The sequence below is a fragment of the Silvibacterium acidisoli genome (assembly GCA_022870745.1).
Classification (GTDB): domain Bacteria; phylum Acidobacteriota; class Terriglobia; order Terriglobales; family Acidobacteriaceae; genus Silvibacterium.
Window position 1 is genome coordinate 2,977,727 of the sequence record CP085323.1, and the last position, 19,977, is coordinate 2,997,703.

Here is a 19,977-nt window from a genome sequence, read left to right on the forward strand (position 1 = left end):
TAAGCTGACCATGAAAGGCTTCTTCCTCACGACCCTCGCCGCCGGTGCCTTGTTTGCCGGTACGCTCAGCGCGCAAAGCGATTCCAAGGCCCAGCAGATCCTCGACCTGACCAATAAGGACCGCGAGGCCCACAGCCTGCCTCCGCTCAAGTGGGACGACGCCCTGGCCGCAGCAGCCCAAAAGCATGCCGAGCGAATGATCCAGGAAAAAACACTTTCGCATCAATATGACGGCGAGCCCGATCCCGGCGCCCGCGCGGCCCAGGCAGGAGCGCACTTCCAGGCTGTGGCCGAGAACATTGCCATGGGGTACAGCCCGGAGGCGATCGAGAAGGAATGGATGAACTCCGTGCCGCACCGGACGAACATTCTCGATCCGCAGATGAATGCCATCGGCATCGGCGTGGCCCAGAAGGGCGGCTACTACTACGCGGTGGAGGATTTCTCGAATGCCACCCAGCAGATGGGAGCCAACGACGCCACGAAGCAGGTTGCAGACCTGGTGAAGCAGCTTGGCGTTGACCCGTCTGGTCCGGCGAATGAGGCCCAGCAGGCCTGCGAGAGCGATGGTGGCGTCCCGAACGGAGTCGCCGCAAAGGCTGTGATCCGCTTCCAGACTCCGGATATTTCGAAACTGCCAGATCAGGTCGCCGACAAGATCCATACTTCGAATCTGCGAAAGGCCGCCGTTGCTACCTGCAAGCCCACGCAAAATGGCAGCTTCACCATGTATCGAGTAGCGATTCTGCTGTACTGATTTCTAAAATTTGGGTGCGCGTGGAACGTGTACGTTGCTGTCGATAAGCCGACTTAGCGGGAGTAATCTTATGCGAATGGATATCTATCGAGAAGACGGGGCCGAACAAGCGGAACAACTCACGGGAGGCAACACTGCTGGCTCGGTTTTTCGGATTGGATCGACGGTGCGTAAACCTGCAACCTCTGCTACGCCCGCTGTCCATAGCTTCTTGGCGCACCTTCGCGCCGCAGGCTTCGAATCATCTCCCGATGTGCTGGGAATGGACGAGCAAGAGCGACAAATCCTAGAGTTCGTTCCCGGTCCAACATGGACAGACAATGCAACGCACACGCAAACCGATTTTCGCCGCGTCGGTTCCATCATCAGAGCGCTACACGAGGCCTCCATTTCATTTCAGGAGCCTAAGGGGGCCCAATGGTATTTCCGCTATGAACGGGACGAGCACGATCTGATTTGCCACAATGACCTCGCGCCATGGAATTTGGTCTGTGGCCCTGATCGGTGGGTATTCATTGACTGGGATGCGGCAGCACCTTCCACACGACTCTGGGACTTGGCATGGGCTTGTATATCTTTCCCGCCATTCAAACCTGACGCCGACCTTCCGAGTTCCGCGACAGCTATGCAGGCTCTACTGGATGGCTACGGTCTTGAGGAAGCCAGCTATGCCAACCTCATCAGACTGATGGTGACGAGAGCTCGCGCTGAACACAACTTCATTGTTGAGGGGGCTAGGAAGAATGAGCAGCCGTGGGCAAGGCTCTACGCCGAAGGGCATCACCGGTATTGGGGACCTGTGGCGGATTTCATCCAACTTCATGCTCTAGCGCTTGAAGAATTGCTGACGTCTTGAATCAACAGAGTCATTGGTCCTGAGAAACGCTTTTTGCGGAAGCAATGCCATCCCACTCATGCCGCGATGAAGCCGCGTCATGAATGGGGCGCCCGGCTGACTCGGAAGCTGGCCGCCAGAATCCATGCGAAAAAGCCAACGATGCCGATCAGCCCCCACTTCCATTGGCGGTCGGGGTAGAGCAGCATGATCCTGAAACCGCTACCCCACAGAAACATTACAAATGCCGTGAAGCACACAACAATCCAGTGTCTCCGGTTGCTCATGCCCAGAGCATGGTCCAACTTCGGCAACACCTTGCTTACAAGTACTGCGAAAGCGAACACAAGAAAGGTACTCCCCACGACGAACAGGGGCCACGGAGAGATCTGCAAGCCCTCATTGAAGCGTCCGGTATCTCCACTGCCAGCCCACGGACGCATCAGGATGTAAGCGACGAGTTCGGTCAGGTTCACAACAGCAAAGAGGTATACAGCGTAGAAGGTCATCTTCCGCCAGGCGGGCAGGCGTCGCACAAGCAGGTAGAGCGCCAGCGCGACAAAGACGGCGTGCACGAACAAAGGTATGCCGCCGATGATGGATTCCGCGAGGTTGCCACCTCCAGGGAAAAGCTGGTCGTACGGAACCCCTTCATCCCATCCAAGGATCGTGATCGGATTCCCCCAGACCACGGTGAATGGTGTTGCCGTTTTTCCGAGAAGCCACGCCGCAGTGCTGTGGGCAAATTCATGGGTGATGACGACAACGGTCTGCAGGGAAAAGTAGATAAGAAGAGTTTTCAGCGAGAACGTCAGCAGGTCCGCCCAGGATTCCTTCTTGTCCCGCATATTTCCCAAGTCTAAGCTGCACTGGAAATTTAATCCCTCATAAATTGGATGAGCAGAAACTAAAGCGCAAGAAAAAGCCCGCAGAGTAGGACAAACTCTGCGGGCTCCTTCTTGCGTTCTTTATTCGTGTCGTTGTTTACAGCCCGGCGATGCGCGCTCCGAAAACAAGCAGCAGGCCGCCGAGAATGATGCGGTAGATCGCAAACGAGGTGAACCCGTGCTTGCGGACGAATTGCAGGAACCATTCGACGACTCCAAGCGCCACGATGAACGAGACCACCAGGCCGATCAGGAGGATGATCCAGCCATGGCCGGTCATTACCAGGGGAGTCAGGTTTTCTGCCGCTGCATCTGCCGCGTGCTTGTGCGACGGATGGATCGCCTTGAGGGCCGCGAAAGCGGTCGCGACGATCATCGTCGGGATCGATACCAGGAAGCTGAACTCGAGCGCCGCCGGACGGGACAGGCCAACAAGCTGGCCGCCGGCAATCGTTGACATAGAGCGCGACGTTCCCGGGAAGACCGCCGAGAAGATCTGGCAGAAGCCAATCCATGCAGCCTGCAGGAAGGACATCTGCTCGACCTCGATCGTGGAGGGATCGTTCCTCGAAGACCAGGCATCGACAGCCCACATGATGACGCCGCCGACCAGCAGCGACCAGGCCATCACGCTCAGGCTTTCAAGATGTTTGCCGATAACCTTCTGGAGCAGGAATGCGGGAATTGCCGTGACCACGAAAGCGATGATGGTGAGCGAGATCGGGTGCGTCAGAATGGTGCGATCACCGCGCTCACCCTTTGGAAATGTCCGGAAAAAATTGAGGATGCGTCCGGTGAAGACGAACAGCAGGGCAAGGATGGCGCCCAGCTGGATGACGATGGTGTACATCTTCCAATACGGATCGAGCAGGTCGATGTGCAGCAGTGCCTCGGCGATGCGGAGATGCGCCGTCGAGCTGACGGGCAGGAACTCGGTGAGTCCTTCGACAATGCCAAGAATTACGGAAATTACGTAGTCGTTCAAAAAGCCTCCGTTTTAGTGCAACAGTCCAAAAGACGCCGCCTGGACGGGTTGTGCCTATTCCCGGTCGCTGCCGTAGATGGCGATACCCTGCTGAACCTTGTATATCAGACTGGCTGCTCGGGCGGCGTATTCCGACTGTTGATACTTATCGAGCAGATGACCGGCGACCTGCATGGCCCGCTCGCGGTCTTCCTTGGCATGGCTTTCGTTGCCGTCGGCCTGCCACATGTCTCCGGCAGAAGCCAGCCGCCACGCAGCCTTGTAGTACGCCTCGGGAGTACGAATGGAATCGGGATGGTCATCGCCGTAATGGGCGTAATATTCGGCTTCTTTTTCAGGACACTTCTCCGAGCCCTGCCAGTCACCGCACAACTTGTTTTCGATCATGTCGTAGGCCGCCAGATCGGCCCACTTGGTCTTGGGAAAGTACTTCTGGATCTTCTTCATTTCATCTTCGTCCATCTGCTGGCGAAGATAGTTTTCCTTTTCGTGGGCCGAGGGCAACTGGGAGGCGTCGGCCTTCTGCAACTGCCAGCGGATATCCGCCGCCCGCCACATGGCCTCGGGTGTCAGAGTCGAGTTGGGAAACATTTCGTAGACGCGGCGGTAAAGCAGCCGGGCATCGATGGCCGAGCGCGGCGGGGGATGCGGCTGCGATGCTGCTTCCTCCGCGCTGATGCCTTCGCCGAAGAGAATCGCGTCGCCGTGCGGCGTGTCGGTGGCGATGACTCCCTTGTCGAGCATCCAGCCGGAGACAGGGACCACCTCGGAGCTCTGCTCGTCGAGTATCGGCTGGTCGGCCTGGCGTGACTCCGGCGCGTCGATGTTGGCGAAGACACGGATCCAGTGGCCGCTGCGTTCGGAGATGACCATCTCGCGCCCCGGTGTCACGATGGAGACGCGGTCCGAGGTCTCCGACGGCTGGACGTACAGGTTGGCCTCGCGCACCAGCGTGGCCTTGGGGCCGTTCTTCGGCGGCTCGTCCTGGGGCGGCCGTTTTTGCGCCTCGATAGGCAGCGCAAAGGCAATGGACAGGAGCAGGGAGCAGACAGCAGTCGCAACAGGGAATTTCTTCATCGCAGCACCAGAGGTTGCAGCAGGACTCTCGCTCGTAGCATACGCTGAAACCTAACGGTTTCGCCCGCTCATGACGACAGCAGCCTTGCGGTAGGGAAGCAGTTCTGCCTCGTGGAAGAGCATGGCCGCGGTGGTGACCGCTCCGCTCGGTTCGGCGGTTATGCCTGCCTCGTCGAGCACCGCCATCGCCTGCCGGATTTCGTCGTCGGTCACGGTGAGGATGTCGTCGACAAACGCTCGCACATGCTCGAAGTTGAGTTCGCCCAGGCTCTGCGTGCGCAGGCCATCTGCGATGGTGCGCGTGGTCATGTCTGCCGGCCAGCTGACGAGCCTGCCGCTGCGGAAGCTCTCCTGGGCATCTGCCGCCAGTTCCGGCTCGATGCCGAGTACACGCGCTTCCGGGCGCACGTGCTTGATCGCCGCGGAGACACCGCTCAGCAATCCTCCGCCGCTCACCGGTGCGAGCACGAGGTCCACATCAGGCAGTTCTTCGACGATCTCCAGCCCACAGGTCGCCTGCCCGGTGATGATTGCGATGTCGTCATAAGGCTCGATCATGACGTAGCCGGACTGCGCTGCCAGTTCCTCGGCCTTCTGTTTCCGCTCGAGGCTCGCCGGGCCGACGAGAACAATCTCCGCTCCCAGGGCTTCCGTCGCCTGCCGCTTCACTATCGGGGCGTTCTCCGGCATGACGATGACTGCCTTCGAGCCGACGGCGCGTGCCGCGTAAGCGACGCCCTGCGCGTGATTGCCGCTCGAATAGGTGATAACGCCGCGAGCGCGTTCCGAGGCGCTAAGCTGCGAGATCTTGTTGTAGGCGCCACGGAGCTTGAAGCTGCCGATGGGCTGCTGACCTTCATCCTTCAGATAGACTTCTCCGGCAGCCGATTGCAGAGGGAACTTTATCAGCGGGGTACGAACGGCTACACCGGCAATCCGGGCCTGAGCCTCGCGGATTGCCTCAAGGGTTGCGAGAGAATGTCCGTTTTCCATTGCCTTTAGGATGCCAGAAACAAAAGCGGTCTGAGGAGTTCCTCAGACCGCTTTTGTTTCTGTTTCAACTCCGAGATCAGATCTCCAATATCACCGGCATAATCAGCGGCCGGCGGCTGGTGTTCTTCTGGATGTACCGCTTCAGGTCGATGCGGATCTTTTCCTTGATGACTCCGTAGTCGGCCTTTTCTTCCGCGCTGGAGTTGGTCAGCGTCTGCGCAATCACCTCGCGTGCGGCGTCCATAATGCCGTTCTCCGCGTCCACAAATCCGCGGGTAACCAGCTCTGGCTGACTTTCCACCACTCCGGTGAGTTTGTTGATCGTAAGAATCGGCAGCAGGAAACCATCCTCGGAGAGGTGACGGCGGTCGCGAATGACCAGGTCGCCGACCACATCCACGGCAGAGCCTGAATCGATGCAGACGCGACCGGCTGTGACGGTGCCGTTCTTGCGGGCATCGTCGCGGTTCAGCTCGAGCACGTCGCCGTTCTCAATGATGAGTGCGTTGTCGACCACGCCGGTTGCCATGGCAAGCTCAGCGTGCTTTTTCAGGTTGCGATAATCGCCATGCACAGGGATAAAAAACTTCGGCTTGAGCAGGTTGATCATCAGCCGCTGCTCTTCCTGGCTGGCATGGCCGCTCACGTGGATCAGCCCATGCGAGCCATCGTCGTAGATCACATTCGCATCGCGGCGATACAGGTGATCGATGACGCGATAAATGCTCTTCTCATTGCCGGGGATCACGCGCGAACTCAGAACCACCGTGTCGCCGGGCAGAACATGTGCGTGCTTGTGGTTGTCCACCGCGGCGCGGCTGAGTGCGCTCATCGGCTCGCCCTGCGTGCCGCTGATCAGCACCATCACGTTTTCCGGTGAGTGGTCGTTGATCTGGCCGGGGTGGATCAGCAGGCCGTTGGGGATGTCGAGATAGCCAAGGTCCTGCGCGATCTCCGATGACTCAACCATCGAGCGGCCGATCACGGCCACCTTGCGGTTGTGGTTGTACGCCAGCTCCATCGCAATGCGGATGCGGTAGATCGATGACGAGAAGCAGCTGAAGAAGAGCTTCTTCTTCGTGCGCGAGAACAGCTCGTCTAGGCCCGGCTTCACCGACCACTCGCTCGGCGTGTAGCCGGGGCGGTCGACGTTGGTCGAATCCTGCAGCAGGGCCAGCACGCCGCGCTTGCCGTACTCGGCAAAGGTGTGCAGATCGAAGCCCTTGCCATCCGGCGGCGAGAAATCGACCTTAAAGTCGCCGGTATGGATGATGATGCCCACCGGCGTTTCAATCGCGAAGGCCACGCAATCAACCAGGCTGTGCGTTACGCGGATCGGCTCAATGGTAAAAGGCCCGATCGTGAACCTGGTCTTGGGCGTGATCTCGATCAGCTCCGAGTCATCGAGCATCTTGTGCTCGTCGAGCTTGCCTTCGACATAAGCCAGCGTGAACTCGGTGCCGTAGACCGGCACATTGATCTCGGAAAGAATCCAGGGAAGGCCGCCAATGTGGTCCTCGTGGCCGTGCGTCAGCAGGATGCCTCGCACCTTGTCCTTGTTCTCAACGAGATAGGTAATATCGGGGACAACGATGTCGACGCCCAGCAGTTCCGACTCAGGAAACATGAGTCCGGCATCGATTACGATAATGTCGTCCTGCCAGCGAATGGCCAAACAGTTTTTGCCGAATTCGCCCAGCCCGCCCAGCGGAATGATCTGTAAGTTCGTATCTGTCATTAGAAACTTCGATGGTAGCAGGTACGGCGCGGGGCTGGAAACTTCGCCGCCTGAAACGGCTGGTCATTGCCGGTTCTTAATCATTGTTATTCCGAGTGAAACGAGGAATCTGCGCCCGCGCTGCTGGCGGGAAGCGCAGATCCCTCACTTCATTCGGGATGACAAAGAGAGGTGGGACGTTTACCGCAGGAGGTCTTCGAGCGCGAGGCTAAGCTCGGTCTTCTCATCGCGATACTTTACGATGACCGGCGTGTAGACGCTCAGACCCCACTCCTGCCCCTTGCCCTTGTTGATGGCGCGGGCTCCCGATACAACGACGGCTCCCTCGGGAATGATCAGGGGCTTGTCGCCTTCGGCACGCAGCACTGTGCCGTTGACGACGTCATAAACGGGTGTGCCGCGGGTGAGAATTGTTCCGGCGGCAAGCACTGCCTTTTTGCGCACGATGGTGCCTTCGTAAACGCCGCAGTTGCCGCCTACCAGCACGTCGTCTTCGAGTACGACGGGACTTGCATTTACCGGCTCCAGCACTCCACCAACCTGTGCGGCGGCGCTCAGGTGCACGCGCTTGCCGATCTGCGCGCAGCTGCCTACCAGCGCGTGGGAATCGATCATGGTTCCTTCATCGACATAGGCGCCGACGTTCACATACATAGGCGGCATGGCGACCACACTGCGTGCCAGGTAGGCGCCGGCGCGCACCGACGACCCGCCGGGAACGATACGCACACCGTCTTCGGGCGTAAACCAGCGTGCCGGATAGGTGTCTTTATCGACAAACGAGAGGCCGTTGCCTGAGGCGGTCAGCTTGCCGAGCCGAAAGCCCAGCAGGATGCCCTGCTTCACCCATGCATTCACCTTCCAGCCAGTCGGTGAGCCGGCGTCGGGCTCCGCCGAACGCAGTGTTCCAGCTTCCAGGGCATCGCGCAGTTCTTCAAATGCTGCGATCGCCGCCGCATCGCCCATGACGGACGCGCCCGCGGCGAAGAAATCTTCAATCTTCTTCCGGAGTTCCAAAATTTGCATATGTCGCGAGTGTATCAATCGCGTGTGACAGGCTCTAAAATGACTGCCGCAAGGAGAACCCAAATGGAGGCATCACCCACACTGGAGCAGCTTCGTACAGCTGCCCTGAAGAACTGGAGTTCCGGCAACTTCGGCAAGATCGCCGCCTTCGCCGTGAAGGGCGGGGAAGAATTCGTGGAGAGGCTCGAGATAACACCCGGTCTGAAGGTGCTCGATGTAGCCTGCGGTACGGGCAATACCGCGATTCCGGCAGCTCGCGCGGGCGCCGATGTTACCGGGCTCGATATCGTCCAGGAGATGCTCGATCAGGCCCGTGAACGCGCCAGGGCAGAGGAGCTGACTATCAGTTTTGACCTGGGAGATGCGGAGGATCTGCCCTACCCCGATGCGAGCTTCGACCTGGTCATGAGCATGTTCGGAGCCATGTTCGCTCCCCGTCCCGAGGTGGTTGCCGCGCAACTTGCGCGCGTTTGCAAGCCGGGGGGCCGTCTTGCGATGGGGAACTGGACACCGGCCGGCTTCACCGGCAGAATGTTCCGGCTTGGCGCGGAGTATTCACCGCCGCCCGCCGGTATCACGCCTCCGGTGCTCTGGGGCGATGTAACCACGGTGACGGACAGGCTGACGAAAGCCGGCTTCGATGTCCACACCGGGAAGCGCACGGTCAGCTTTCATTTCCCGTTTCCGCCAGCCGGGGTGGTCCAGTTCTTTCGCGAGCATTTTGGGCCGACAAAGGTGGCCTTCGCGCGCGTCGACGAGCACACGCAGAGACTCTATGCCGCGGCCCTCGAGCAGATGTGGCACGAGGAAAACCTTGCCGGTGAAGACGAGACGATGATCGAGAGCGAATATCTCGAAGTCATCGGCGTCAGGCGCTAGAAGAGCCGCATATCGCCTTCGGGCTGGGGAGCGTGGACAAGCATTCCCAGCTCTCCGGCCATGCGTTCCAGCCGGGAGCGTGTCGCGCTTGAAACCGGAACCATCGGGAGCCGATAGTTTTCGCCAATTTTACCCATCATGGCCAGTACTGCCTTCACTGGTCCGGGATTTGTCTCCCAGAAGTTGGCAAGCATCAGGCGATAGTATTTCCGGTTGATGCGGCGGGCGAGCGACCACTCATTCGTCAGTGCCGCCCGCACCATCTCGGTCATTTCGGCGGGAATTTCGTTCGATGCGACGGAAACCAGTCCAGCGCCTCCGGCTGCGATGACTCCCAGGGCAATGTTGTCGTCACCGGAGTAAATCATGAGCTCGCGCGGGGCCTGCGTAATCAGTTCCGTAATCTGGGGCAGGTTGCCGCTCGATTCCTTGATGGCGCGAATGTTCCATGTTGTTTCGACCAGGCGAATAACGGTTGCCGGTTCGAGATTTACGCCAGTGCGTCCGGGAACGTTGTAGAGCACCACCGGCACGTCGATTGCGTCGGCAATGGCCTTGAAGTGCTCGTACTGCCCCTGCTGCGTGGGCTTGTTGTAATAAGGGCTGGCGGTCAGGATGGCAGTAACGCCCGGAATCGCCGCCGCCTGGCGCGCCCGCTCGACGGCCACGCGCGTGGCGTTGTGCGAACAGCCTGCCCATACAGGAACACGTCCCGCTGCGGCCTCGGTCACGATGCGAATGACCTGGAGCGACTCTTCATCGCTCAGTGCGGGCGTCTCCGCTGTTGTGCCGCAGGCCACCAGCCAGCCAATGCCACTTTCCACCTGCCACCGGGCCAGGGAATAAAGGGCTTGTTCATCCAGGCTTCCATCCTGCTGGAAAGGTGTGACGAGGGCGGTGCCGCAACCATTCTGCAAATCCATAACGAGTCAAGTTTATACCCCGGCCCGGCGCAGAAAGAAACCGTCTTCCGGCCGCTGACGGTAGATGGCACAAGTGCATTTAGAATGAGCGCATGATCTCCGTATTGGTCCTCACCAAGAACGAGGAGAACGATCTCCCCGCCTGCCTCAGGAGTGTGTCCTGGTGCGACGATGTGCATGTTTTCGATTCCATGAGTACCGACCGGACGGAAGAGATTGCTCGGGAGCATGGCGCTGTCTTTACACAGCGCGTTTTTGACGGCTACTCCCGGCAGCGCAATGCCGCGCTCGATGGCCTGCCGTTTCGCCACGAGTGGGTCTTCCTTCTCGACGCCGATGAGCGTCCCACCCCGGAACTGAGCACGGAGATGCTGGCGGCGGTAAAGGCTGCCGCTGCCGATGTGAATGCCTTCCGCCTGCGGCGCAGGGATTTTCTGGACGGCGCATGGCTCAAGCACGCCCAGATATCACCGTTCTACGTGCGCCTTGTCCGCAGAGGCAAAGCCCGCTATACGCGTGAGATAAACGAGGTGCTGGAGGTCGATGGCAAAATTCAGGACCTGACCGCGCCGCTCGACCATTACCCCTTCTCCAAGGGAATGAAGCACTGGATCGACAAGCACAACGTCTACTCCACCATGGAAGCAGAGGTCGTTGCGAAGGGTCTTTCGCGGGCGGATGCCTCCTGGAAAACGGCGCTTTTCGGTAAGGATTTCGGCACGCGGCGTGTCGCGCAGAAGGCTATCTTCTACAAGATGCCGGGGCGTCCGCTGATCAAGTGGCTATACATGATGTTCTTCCGGCGCGCGATTCTCGATGGCCGTGCAGGTATCGCCTACGCGAACCTGCAGACCATCTATGAATACTTTATTGTGTTGAAAACGCGGGAGATTCTCGCAAAGAAGAACGATTAGCCAAGCTGCTGTATCACTTCGCTGAAGTCCCATACGCCGTTCTTGCCGGCGATCCACTCCGCGGCCTTTACCGCGCCGTCGGCAAAGCCGTGTCGTGAGAAGGCCTCGTGGGTGAGTTCAATCCGGTCGTGGGCAGACCGGGCTTCGATGGTGTGCAGTCCAGAGGCATCGCCCTCGCGCTTCGAAGTGATCTCGACATCGATAGCTGGATTGGCAGCCTGCAGCACCTGCTTGATGGTGAGCGCGGTGCCGGAAGGCGCATCCTTCTTGCTGGTGTGATGGGTCTCGCTGATGCTGAACTTGTATTCCGGCACAGCCAGCGCCAGTTCGCGGGCTATGCGGAACAGCGCCTGCACTCCGACCGAGAAGTTGGTTCCGTAGAGTAGTCCTGCGTTCTTGCGAAGAGCCAGCGAACGCATGTCTTCGAGGTGTTGATACCAACCGGTGGTGCCCACGACGACGCGTGCGCCATTCGCGAGGCAGGCGCGCAGGTTGGGGATCACGGCCTCCGGCGTGGTGAAATCAATCACCGCATCGAAGCCGGCGAGAAATGGAGCCGTCAGCGCAGATGCCTGGCGGTTTTCCTCTTCACCTAATACCCGGACGCCGTGGCCACGCTGGTGCGCGACCTCGGCGACCAGGCTGCCGGTTTTCCCTTTGCCAAGTACCAGGAAGAGCATCGTTACCTCACGCTTTCCTTCAACGCTTCGATGTCGAAGATCTCCGGGTCAGGATTTGCAAAGAATTCGTTGTGCAGCGAACGAATCGCTTCCTCAGCTTCCGACTCTTCGACCATGAAGCTCATGTTGATCTCAGAAGCGCCCTGCGAAATCATGCGCACGTTCACATGGCGTACCGCCTGGAAGACGCGCGCCGCGATGCCGTTCTGTCCGCGAATATTCTCACCCACCATGCAGATCAGCGCTTTCTGGCCTTCGTACTTCACATCGGCCAGCGCGCTCAGGTCGGCTGCAATCTCGGGCAGCTTCTCGTTTGAGTCAACGGTCAGAGACACGGAGACTTCGGAGGTCGAAACCATGTCCACCGGGCACTTGTGCTTGTCGAAGACCTCGAAGATCGCCTTCAGATAACCATGCGACATCAGCATGCGGCTGGCGACCACGTCGATGATGGTCAGCCGGCGCTTGACGGCGATGGATTTGAACGGGCTCTCGCAGTGCGGAGCCAGCGAGATGATGCGCGTGCCTTCGTTCTCCGGGTTGCGCGAGTTCAGCACCAGCACCGGGATATTCTTCTTCACCGCTGGCAGAATTGTTGCCGGGTGCAGCACCTTCGCGCCGAAGTAGGCCAGCTCTGCTGCTTCTTCGAAGCTGATCGTCTTTACGCGCAGCGCATTGGGGCAGATGCGAGGATCGGTCGTCATGATGCCGTTGACGTCCGTCCAGATCTCGATCGCTCCGGCATCGATGCCGCCGCCAACCAGCGCGCCGGTAAAGTCGGAACCGCCGCGTCCCAGCGTTGTGGTCACGCCGGCTTCGGTGGAGCCGATGAAGCCGCCCATGACGCAGATGCGGCCAGCCAGGGCATGAGGCAGAACATGCTCTTTCAAGCGCGCTTCGATCTGCGCATCCAGAGGAATGGCCTTGCCGTGCTGGTTGTCAGTGATGATGCAGGTGCGCGAGTCTACGTGTACCGCATCCAGTCCGCGAAACGCGAAAGCGTGCGCGATGATCTTGCTCGAGAGCCGCTCGCCGACGGAGACGATCATGTCGCTGATGCGCAGCGTCAGTTCGCCTACGGCTGCGAGTCCGCGAAGCACCTCATCCAGCGAGGTGAATTCGGCGTCGATCCATGCGCCAAGCTCGGCCATGGTTTCATCGGCAACAAGAGCCGCAGCCGTCTCAAGGTGACGGTTGCGCAGCCGGGCGGTAATCGCCAGGGCTCCGGTGCGATCGGCACGAGCCGCCGCCGCCGCCGCTGCCAGCAGCTGGTCGGTGACTTTGGACATGGCGGAGACGACGACGACCGGGGTCAGTCCCTTATCGCGTCGCCCGGCAACGATACCGGCGGTGCGGTTGATGGCAACGGCGTCCTCAACTGAGGTGCCGCCGAACTTCATGACTACCAGTTGCTCCAGCAGCTGACTCATACAGTAACCGCCGCAGGTTCGAGCTTGCCGAGCGAGACCAGCAGTTCCGCATTGAGGATGGCTGCGCCAGCCGCACCACGGATGGTGTTATGAGAGAGCACGGTGAACTTCCAGTCGAGCAGCGTGCAGGGGCGAAGGCGTCCGACGCTGGCGGCCATGCCGCGTCCGCGATTCTTGTCGACGCGAGGCTGCGGACGGTCGTCCTGCGATAGGAATTCGATCGGCTGCGCAGGAGCCATGGGCAGGTCGCGTCCAGCCAGCGGCTTGAACTCTGCCCAGGCTTCCAGAATCTGCTCGCGAGTGGCCGGGCGGGTCAGCTTGATGCTGACGCTCTCGGTGTGGCCATCTTCCACCGGCACGCGGTTGCAGTGCGCGGTCATCCTTGCATCGAGAGGACGCACGATCTTGCCGTCGCGCGAGCCGAGCAGGCGCAGTGTTTCCGCCTGCATCTTCTCTTCTTCATTCTTGATGAAGGGCACGACGTTGCCGAGGATGTCCATCGAAGGAACGCCCGGATAGCCTGCTCCGCTGATCGCCTGCATGGTGCTCACGAAGATCGAGTCGATGCCGAAGCGGTCAACCAGCGGCTTGAGCACCATCACCAGGCCAATAGCCGAGCAGTTCGGATTAGTCACGATGTAGCCGCCGTTCTTCTTGCGGCTTGCCTGCTCTTCGAGGATCGGCAAGTGGTCGGCATTGACTTCGGGAATCACCAGCGGCACATCTTCATGCATGCGGAAGGCGCTGGAATTCGAAATGACGGCGCAACCCGCATCGGCGAAGAGCGGCTCCAGTTCGCGGGCAATGTCGGTATCGAGGGCGGCGAAGATCACTTTGGGCGCGCCTTCGGGCTTCGCCGGCGAAATCGTCATGTTCGCAATCTTCTCGGGCAGGGCCGTGTCGAGCTTCCATTTGACCGCGTCGCCGTACTTCTTGCCGCTCGATTTATCGCTGGCCGCGAGCCACGCCACCTCAAAGTAAGGGTGGTGTTCAAGGAGTTGAATGAACCGCTGGCCGACCATCCCGGTCGCGCCAAGAATGCCAATCTTCTGCCGCATGTTTCTTTGAGCCTGCCTTGTGGCGTCTTCGCTCAGCCCACTACCAATGGCCCCGGTGGCGAAGCAATTTTTTCGGGATGCATCCAGTGTAACGTTTTCTTACACGTTGATGAACTTCGGACCCGAATAGAAATCCCGGCTTCCCGAATCCATAAGAACGACGCGGCCTGGTAGTTGCCTGAACCATCTCGATTTCAGCCCGGCCCATTACACTGGTCGAGGCATGCCCGCCCGGCAAGCTTCGATGTGTTGAGGGTCTTTGCATGAGCCTGGTTTTTGCAATCATCTCGAATCCGCACCTGTGGTGGACCGACTCATCTCCGCTATGGAAACAACCCACCTTCCCGCGGCTTTTGCTTGCGCTCTTCCTCGGAATATGTGTCGGCTCTGAGCGCCAGTGGAGACAGCGCGCGGCAGGGCTACGAACGAACACACTGGTGTGCCTGGGAGCTGCTGCGTTCGTCGACCTGGGACTGACGGTCGCTCCCAATACGACCGGGGTTATCGCATACGTGGTATCGGGAGTCGGCTTTCTCGGCGCAGGCGCGATCATGAAAGACGGTGCCAATGTACGAGGCCTGAATACAGCAGCGACACTGTGGTGTTCGGCGGCGGTTGGCGCATGTGTGGGCGCCGGTGAGCTGCTGGATGGGGTTTTTGTCGCCGCATTGCTGATCGGCATTAACTCCGCGCTGCGACCGCTCTCGCGTTACATCGATCAGCGCTCCCTGGCGGCGACTACGCCATATGTGCTGTTCCGCTTGAGAATTCTGTGCGAAGCCGGACACGTCAAAGAAACGGAGCGTCATCTAACGCGCGCAATTGCCGAACGGTCACTCGTTCTTCGCGAATTGAGGACAGAAGAGGAGCAGGAGTCCGAAAGCTCGGTGCTGCAGGTGGTCCTGGAGTCGCAGACGCGCAGCGATACCCATGCACAGGAGGTTGCTACCGAGCTCCGCGCATGTCCCTGGGTCGAATCTGTCGATTTGTCTGGAACCGATCCGGACGCAGAGTAGCGGTCACGGTTCGCAGGCATCCCAGCAGGCATCCCAAGAAAAACGGCCCGCCCGAAGGCAGGCGGTTTCGACACAAAACATACCTTATTTTTGCGGCGAATCGTAGGTGAAGTCGAGGGTCGCCGTCTGGTGCGCGACTACCGTTACCGTTGCGGTTTTCGGTCCCAGTTTCTCGTGGTCGGCCAGCATGGTGTAGGTTCCTGGCGGAACACCCTTGATGGTGAAGTGACCGTCTGCATCCGAGACCGCATAGAACGGGCTCGATGACACGTTGATGAAGGCTTCCATCCAGGGATGGTTGTTGCAGCGTACCGGGATCATCAGCTCCGCCGTCGCCATCGTGCGCATTTCACCCGTTCCGTTTGGCGGTTCGGAGATGTCCACCGACTGGTTGGTCCCGATCGTGGGCGTCATGTGTACGTTGTGCATCGTAGGATCGCTGTTGTTGAACCTTACTGGCTGACCTGCCATCACGCCGACAACGTGCGGCACGTATCTGCAGCCTTTCTGATCCATCACCACCGGGTCAGAAGGAGCGGCGTAAGCCTTGTTCCCCAGCCCGCTCTTGATCTCGACAAATACATTCGCGAGCGCGCCGTCTTTTGCTACGTACTGCTCGGTCATGTTTGTATCGGCCACGGCGCAGGCAGGGTCCTGTGCCATATCGATCTGAACGCGCTGCGGAGCTTTGCCGGTGAAGTGGATCGTTCCGCTGATGGTGCCGGAGTTCGCCATATCCACGGTCGTATAAGTCACTCCCGAGGCGGTGCCGGATTTGGCTGCTTCTTTCTTGCAGCCAAGTCCGGCGAGCGCCACGGCGCAGAGTCCCGTTGCTACCCAGCGGGTCTTCAACATGGATGGTCACACTTTCGGTGAATCTTGCTAGTTAGACTTCTTTGACTGCATCGCCGCAATGACCGCGTCGGCGAAAGCCCTGGTTCCGGATGTGCCGAAGACATCGCGGGTGAGCGTCTTCTTTTCGGTGTAAACCTGTTCCAGCGCCGACTGGACCGAGTTGGCGGCATCTTCTTCGTCGATGTGACGCAGCATCAGGACGGCCGACTGCAGCAGTGCGGTCGGGTTCGCGATGTCCTTGCCCGCGATGTCCGGAGCGGAGCCGTGTACGGCCTCGAAGATCGCCGCATGCTCGCCAAGGTTTGCGCCGGGCACGAGTCCCAGGCCGCCAACGAAGGCAGCGCAGAGATCGCTGATGATATCGCCATAGAGGTTTTCGGTCAGCAGCATGTCGTACTGGTAGGGATTGGTCACTAGCTGCATGCAGGTGTTATCGACAATATGCTCGCCGTACGTGATTTCTGGAAAGCCCTTGGCAACCTCACGGGCGCAACGCAGGAAAAGGCCGTCGGAGAGCTTCATGATGTTGGCCTTGTGAATGGCGTGAATCTTCTTGCGCTTGTGCTTGCGTGCGTACTCGAAGGCAAACTGCGCGATGCGGGTCGAACCGGTCGCGGTGACAACCTTCAGAGCCTCGACTACTCCGGGGACCACTTCGTGTTCGAGACCGACATACAGGCCTTCGGTGTTCTCGCGAACGATGATCATGTCCACGTTGGGATAACGGGTCTCGAGGCCGGGCAGATTCTTGATGGGGCGGAAGTTGGCGAAGAGCTCAAACTTCTTGCGCAGCGTTACGTTGATTGAGCTGAAGCCGCCGCCGATCGGGGTGGTCACCGGCCCCTTTAGAGCCAGCTTGGTGCGCTCGATCGATTCGTAAAGTTCCTTGGGAATGTATTCGCCGTAGGTCTCGAAGGCTTCGGCGCCGGCAGCAAAGCGCTCCCAGGTAAACTTCACGCCGGTCGCTTCAAGAATGCTGACGACAGCGTCGGTGACTTCCGGACCGATTCCGTCTCCGGGAATCAGCGTAACGATGTGTGTTTTCTTTTCGCTCATAATCCTTGTAGTGTGCTCCGTTAGAGAGTTACCGGATAAATGCTTTGGCTTGTTGAGGACTACTTGTGGGCGTTGCGGCGCTGTTCCTTCGCGGTCAGCAGCTCTTCAAGCTCTTCCTTGAACTCGCGCACGTCCTTGAAGTCGCGATATACGCTGGCGAAGCGGATGTAGGCGACGGTGTCCAGTGTCTTGAGGCGGTTCATCAACAGCTCGCCGATTTCGCTTGTGCTCCGCTCGCGCTCGGGCGAATCCATGAGGTAGGTTTCGGCTTCGTCGACCAGCGCCTCGAGCTTGCCGGCCGAAACCGGACGCTTTTCGCAGGCATGCAGCAGGCCGCTCAGAACCTTCTGGCGCTCGAACTTTTCGCGGCGGCCATCCTTCTTGACGACCATGTAAGGGATTTCGTCGATGCGCTCATAGGTGGTGAAGCGCTTGTTGCAGCGCTCGCATTCGCGCCGCCGACGGATGGAATCAGCTTCTTTGCTTTCGCGCGAGTCAACCACTCGATCTTGCTGGAACCCGCAGTAAGGACATTTCATTGCGTTTCTTTGATTCTAGCAGCCGGAAAAAGCAGGCTTCGCTTTCAGCGCTGGCAACGCTTATTGAGTGCTTTCGACTAGCCTGGCGAGGGCACTTTCCCAGATAGATCCTGCCTTGTATGGGCCATCGCCATCCGCATCGAGTTGCGGCGTATCGAACCAGACCCAATAGACTCGGTGTACTCCCAAGGCGCTCTCTTCCAGGCGGCTAATTTCTCCATCCCATGTTCCAGAAATACTGACGACCTCCGGGGGCGTCGCAGTTATAGTTCCGGTTGCTCCCTTTGCCCAAAAGAAGGAGTCCGAAACACGGATGCGATCGCCGTCAGCGAAAATGCTCTTCTTCATCACTCGTCAATACTCTCGAGCAGAGCAGGATGGGTTAACTCGCAGCTATGGGTTGAACGAACTATTTTGCTGGAATTGGAGCTTTTACATCGGCAAGTTTCGCCCGGGCTTCGCGCTTGATGTCTTCGACAAGCTCGTGCAGATTTTCGTCATTGTATTCAGTGAAGTTTCCAGTAGTGATATCTCTCTCTGCTTCTTCCAGAGCTGCCAGAAACTGCAGCCGATTCTTTTCGTCCTTGATCCAAAGGTCGAAGGCTAGCTCGGTCGCCTCTTCCACACTTCTTAACCGTCCACGCGCTAATTCCTCGCGAACAAATGCTTCCTGATCGGGAGTCAGATGCATTTCAATGAACCCAGCTTATGCTTCGCTGGCAAGCGAAACAACCAAAGATGTTGCTCTGAGACGCAGCGCACTGCATCCTATATTCCATGTCAAATCGCGAACGATCCATCCTGAAGGGCGCACTCGCCGGAATGGTCGGCGGACTTGCCGGCGCCGGTGCCAAGGTTCTGGCGGAAAAGCTCTTTCCGCCTCGTGTCGATGGACAGATTCCGCCGCCGGTCGTTTTGGCCGAGCAGTTTGCCGGGCATCCACTGCCGCCTACTCAGCAGCAGGCTGCGATGCACAGTATCCACTGGACCTTCGGCGCGGTCGCCGGGGCCGTGTACGGTGCGGCGGTCGAGCTGGAACCCAGCCTTGGAGCCTGGAAGGGAGCCGCGTTCGGCTTGACCCTCAACAAGCTCACTCATGAGTCGGTGCTTCCCAGAATGGGACTGGCACGCCCCAAAGAACAGCAACCGCCCCAGGAACGTATCAGCGAGTGGGTAAGCCACGCTGTCTACGGCATCTTCACGGATACGGTCAGACGTGCGGTGCGTCGCGGCCTGTAGATTTCTTGTGTGTCTGGAATCGGGCTAGGCAGCCGCTTCGGCGTCCGCGTGCTCGCTTTCTTCTGTAACCTTAGTCAGCGAAATGCGTTCCACACGCGCCCAGATTAAGCCGACAGGAATGATTCCTAGAAACGTAACGATGAGAAGAGTTGCCGCGCAGGCTGTTGCCGACTCAGGAGAGACGTTGAAGAGCTTACCGAGTGTCTCTGCCACGATGCCAATCTGTGTGAACCACCCGACGATGGGGAGCTGGATCACGCTCGCGACGCCGCTCGAAACCATTAGAACCATTCCCTGCGCGAGCGTCAGAGAGGCGAGCTCAGGGCTGGCGACGAACGAGCGGGCTGTCTCCACATAGGAGACAGTGATGAGGCCCCACATGACCAGCGAAAGCACCAGGGCGATCAGCAGGTCGGCAGGGGAGCGGAGCGTGTCGAGGCCAACGCGGAAGCTGCGAATTTTGTCTCCGACGGAGGCTCCCACATTCTTCGAGACAAGCCCGAAGAGACGCTGGAAAAATCCAGCCACAAATTCCCCTGAGATGCGAAGCGCCACGAGGAACACAACTCCGCAGACTGTGCCAAGAAGGCCCCAGTAGCCAACCTTGCGAAAGACCTCGGGATGGGGCAGAGCGCCTTTAGGGGCCAGCAAAATCACAGACGAAAAAATCAGCGCCATGGAGCCCGCGTCGAAAAGACGTTCTACGACGTAGACAGCGATCTGCGAGCTGAGAGGGAGCGCCGTTTTCTTCGATACGAGGTACGGGCGTACGAGATCGGCGACCCTGCCGGTAAGCGCGACGGCAGTAAAGCCGATGACCTGTGTTCCCAGCAGCGAGAAGACAGGAACCTTCTTATTGTGGCGCAGCAATAAGGCCCAGCGTATGCCGCGTATCACGTAACCCAGGTAGATACATCCAAGAGCGACGGCGATCAGCCTCCAGTCGGCCAGCCTGAACTGCTCTCCAAAGGCGCGGAAGTCGAAAGGATGCTTGTGCTGAGCATAGGCCGCAAGTCCGATGAGGACAGCGATCAGGAGTACTCCCAGAATGAGTTGGTTCTTCTTCAATGGCTCTCCAGGCTTACAAGTG

The 19,977-nt window shown here is 59.1% G+C and carries 21 protein-coding genes; 6 read left to right on the top strand and 15 right to left on the bottom strand.

Annotation, left to right across the window (positions count from 1 at the left end; all coding sequences use genetic code 11):
- Positions 1-10 precede the first annotated feature (10 nt).
- Together LJD29_RS12550 and LJD29_RS12555 are read left to right on the top strand one after the other, a co-directional pair.
- Entirely contained in the window at positions 11-757 is a 747-nt protein-coding gene (locus LJD29_RS12550) for a CAP domain-containing protein (protein WP_446741880.1), read from the top strand.
- Between the two features lie 76 nt (positions 758-833).
- Positions 834-1,613, top strand: a complete 780-nt coding sequence (locus LJD29_RS12555) for a phosphotransferase (RefSeq protein WP_446741881.1) — start codon at positions 834-836, stop codon at positions 1,611-1,613.
- A 77-nt stretch (positions 1,614-1,690) separates the two neighbouring features.
- Here the strand turns inward: LJD29_RS12555 and LJD29_RS12560 are convergent, their stop codons facing one another.
- From LJD29_RS12560 to LJD29_RS12585, 6 genes are all read right to left on the bottom strand, one after another.
- Positions 1,691-2,440 (bottom strand): hypothetical protein, encoded by a 750-nt coding sequence (locus tag LJD29_RS12560; RefSeq protein ID WP_446741882.1) that lies wholly within the window; start codon positions 2,438-2,440, stop codon positions 1,691-1,693.
- Positions 2,441-2,576: 136 nt separating this feature from the next.
- On the bottom strand, positions 2,577-3,464 hold the full coding sequence (locus tag LJD29_RS12565) for an undecaprenyl-diphosphate phosphatase (RefSeq protein ID WP_446741883.1): 888 nt from the start codon (positions 3,462-3,464) through the stop codon (positions 2,577-2,579).
- A 54-nt stretch (positions 3,465-3,518) separates the two neighbouring features.
- Positions 3,519-4,541 carry a tetratricopeptide repeat protein gene (locus tag LJD29_RS12570; protein ID WP_446741884.1) on the bottom strand — a complete coding sequence of 341 codons (1,023 nt, stop codon included), beginning with the start codon at positions 4,539-4,541 and terminating at the stop codon, positions 3,519-3,521.
- A gap of 51 nt (positions 4,542-4,592) precedes the next feature.
- Complete coding sequence (locus LJD29_RS12575) at positions 4,593-5,534, bottom strand: threonine ammonia-lyase (RefSeq protein WP_446741885.1); 942 nt, start codon at positions 5,532-5,534, stop codon at positions 4,593-4,595.
- A gap of 76 nt (positions 5,535-5,610) precedes the next feature.
- Positions 5,611-7,272 carry a ribonuclease J gene (locus tag LJD29_RS12580; protein ID WP_446741886.1) on the bottom strand — a complete coding sequence of 554 codons (1,662 nt, stop codon included), beginning with the start codon at positions 7,270-7,272 and terminating at the stop codon, positions 5,611-5,613.
- A gap of 180 nt (positions 7,273-7,452) precedes the next feature.
- Positions 7,453-8,298 (bottom strand): 2,3,4,5-tetrahydropyridine-2,6-dicarboxylate N-succinyltransferase, encoded by an 846-nt coding sequence (locus LJD29_RS12585; protein WP_446741887.1) that lies wholly within the window; start codon positions 8,296-8,298, stop codon positions 7,453-7,455.
- 63 nt (positions 8,299-8,361) lie between these two features.
- Between LJD29_RS12585 and LJD29_RS12590 the strand changes: the two genes are divergently transcribed.
- Positions 8,362-9,177, top strand: coding sequence for a class I SAM-dependent methyltransferase (locus LJD29_RS12590; RefSeq protein ID WP_446741888.1), 816 nt, complete (start codon positions 8,362-8,364; stop codon positions 9,175-9,177).
- On the opposite strand, the gene dapA is transcribed toward LJD29_RS12590, so the two are convergent.
- Positions 9,174-10,100 (bottom strand): 4-hydroxy-tetrahydrodipicolinate synthase, encoded by a 927-nt coding sequence (gene dapA, locus LJD29_RS12595; protein ID WP_446741889.1) that lies wholly within the window; start codon positions 10,098-10,100, stop codon positions 9,174-9,176. The two genes, LJD29_RS12590 and dapA, sit on opposite strands and share 4 nt — an antisense overlap.
- A 92-nt stretch (positions 10,101-10,192) precedes the next feature.
- Here dapA and LJD29_RS12600 point away from each other — a divergent pair, with 92 nt between their 5' ends.
- Complete coding sequence (locus LJD29_RS12600) at positions 10,193-11,014, top strand: glycosyltransferase family 2 protein (RefSeq protein WP_446741890.1); 822 nt, start codon at positions 10,193-10,195, stop codon at positions 11,012-11,014.
- Here the strand turns inward: LJD29_RS12600 and dapB are convergent.
- The 3 genes from dapB to asd are packed head-to-tail and all read right to left on the bottom strand — an operon-like array spanning position 11,011 to position 14,182.
- A complete protein-coding gene (dapB, locus tag LJD29_RS12605; RefSeq protein WP_446741891.1) occupies positions 11,011-11,694 on the bottom strand; it encodes a 4-hydroxy-tetrahydrodipicolinate reductase in 684 nt (227 codons plus the stop codon). The two genes, LJD29_RS12600 and dapB, sit on opposite strands and share 4 nt — an antisense overlap.
- Positions 11,695-11,696: 2 nt before the next feature.
- A complete protein-coding gene (gene lysC, locus LJD29_RS12610) occupies positions 11,697-13,124 on the bottom strand; it encodes a lysine-sensitive aspartokinase 3 (protein WP_446741892.1) in 1,428 nt (475 codons plus the stop codon).
- Positions 13,121-14,182: an aspartate-semialdehyde dehydrogenase gene (gene asd / locus LJD29_RS12615; RefSeq protein ID WP_446741893.1), complete on the bottom strand. Its 1,062-nt coding sequence runs from the start codon at positions 14,180-14,182 to the stop codon at positions 13,121-13,123. Before asd ends, lysC begins: the two co-directional genes overlap by 4 nt.
- 263 nt (positions 14,183-14,445) lie before the next feature.
- Here asd and LJD29_RS12620 point away from each other — a divergent pair, with 263 nt between their 5' ends.
- The gene (locus LJD29_RS12620; RefSeq protein ID WP_446741894.1) at positions 14,446-15,198 is read left to right on the top strand and encodes an MgtC/SapB family protein; all 753 of its coding nucleotides are present in this window, start codon (positions 14,446-14,448) and stop codon (positions 15,196-15,198) included.
- An 84-nt stretch (positions 15,199-15,282) separates the two neighbouring features.
- On the opposite strand, the gene LJD29_RS12625 is transcribed toward LJD29_RS12620, so the two are convergent.
- The 4 genes from LJD29_RS12625 to LJD29_RS12640 all read right to left on the bottom strand — a co-directional run bounded on the left by LJD29_RS12625 (position 15,283) and on the right by LJD29_RS12640 (position 18,339).
- Positions 15,283-16,053, bottom strand: a complete 771-nt coding sequence (locus LJD29_RS12625) for a carboxypeptidase regulatory-like domain-containing protein (protein WP_446741895.1) — start codon at positions 16,051-16,053, stop codon at positions 15,283-15,285.
- Between the two features lie 27 nt (positions 16,054-16,080).
- Positions 16,081-17,109, bottom strand: a complete 1,029-nt coding sequence (locus LJD29_RS12630; protein ID WP_446741896.1) for an isocitrate/isopropylmalate dehydrogenase family protein — start codon at positions 17,107-17,109, stop codon at positions 16,081-16,083.
- Positions 17,110-17,168: 59 nt separating this feature from the next.
- A complete protein-coding gene (gene nrdR / locus LJD29_RS12635; protein ID WP_446741897.1) occupies positions 17,169-17,648 on the bottom strand; it encodes a transcriptional regulator NrdR in 480 nt (159 codons plus the stop codon).
- Between the two features lie 409 nt (positions 17,649-18,057).
- A complete protein-coding gene (locus tag LJD29_RS12640) occupies positions 18,058-18,339 on the bottom strand; it encodes a hypothetical protein (protein WP_446741898.1) in 282 nt (93 codons plus the stop codon).
- An 86-nt stretch (positions 18,340-18,425) separates the two neighbouring features.
- Between LJD29_RS12640 and LJD29_RS12645 the strand changes: the two genes are divergently transcribed.
- Positions 18,426-18,887: a DUF1440 domain-containing protein gene (locus LJD29_RS12645; protein ID WP_446741899.1), complete on the top strand. Its 462-nt coding sequence runs from the start codon at positions 18,426-18,428 to the stop codon at positions 18,885-18,887.
- Between the two features lie 24 nt (positions 18,888-18,911).
- Here the strand turns inward: LJD29_RS12645 and LJD29_RS12650 are convergent, their stop codons facing one another.
- Positions 18,912-19,955 (bottom strand): lysylphosphatidylglycerol synthase transmembrane domain-containing protein, encoded by a 1,044-nt coding sequence (locus LJD29_RS12650; RefSeq protein ID WP_446741900.1) that lies wholly within the window; start codon positions 19,953-19,955, stop codon positions 18,912-18,914.
- Positions 19,956-19,977 lie beyond the last annotated feature (22 nt).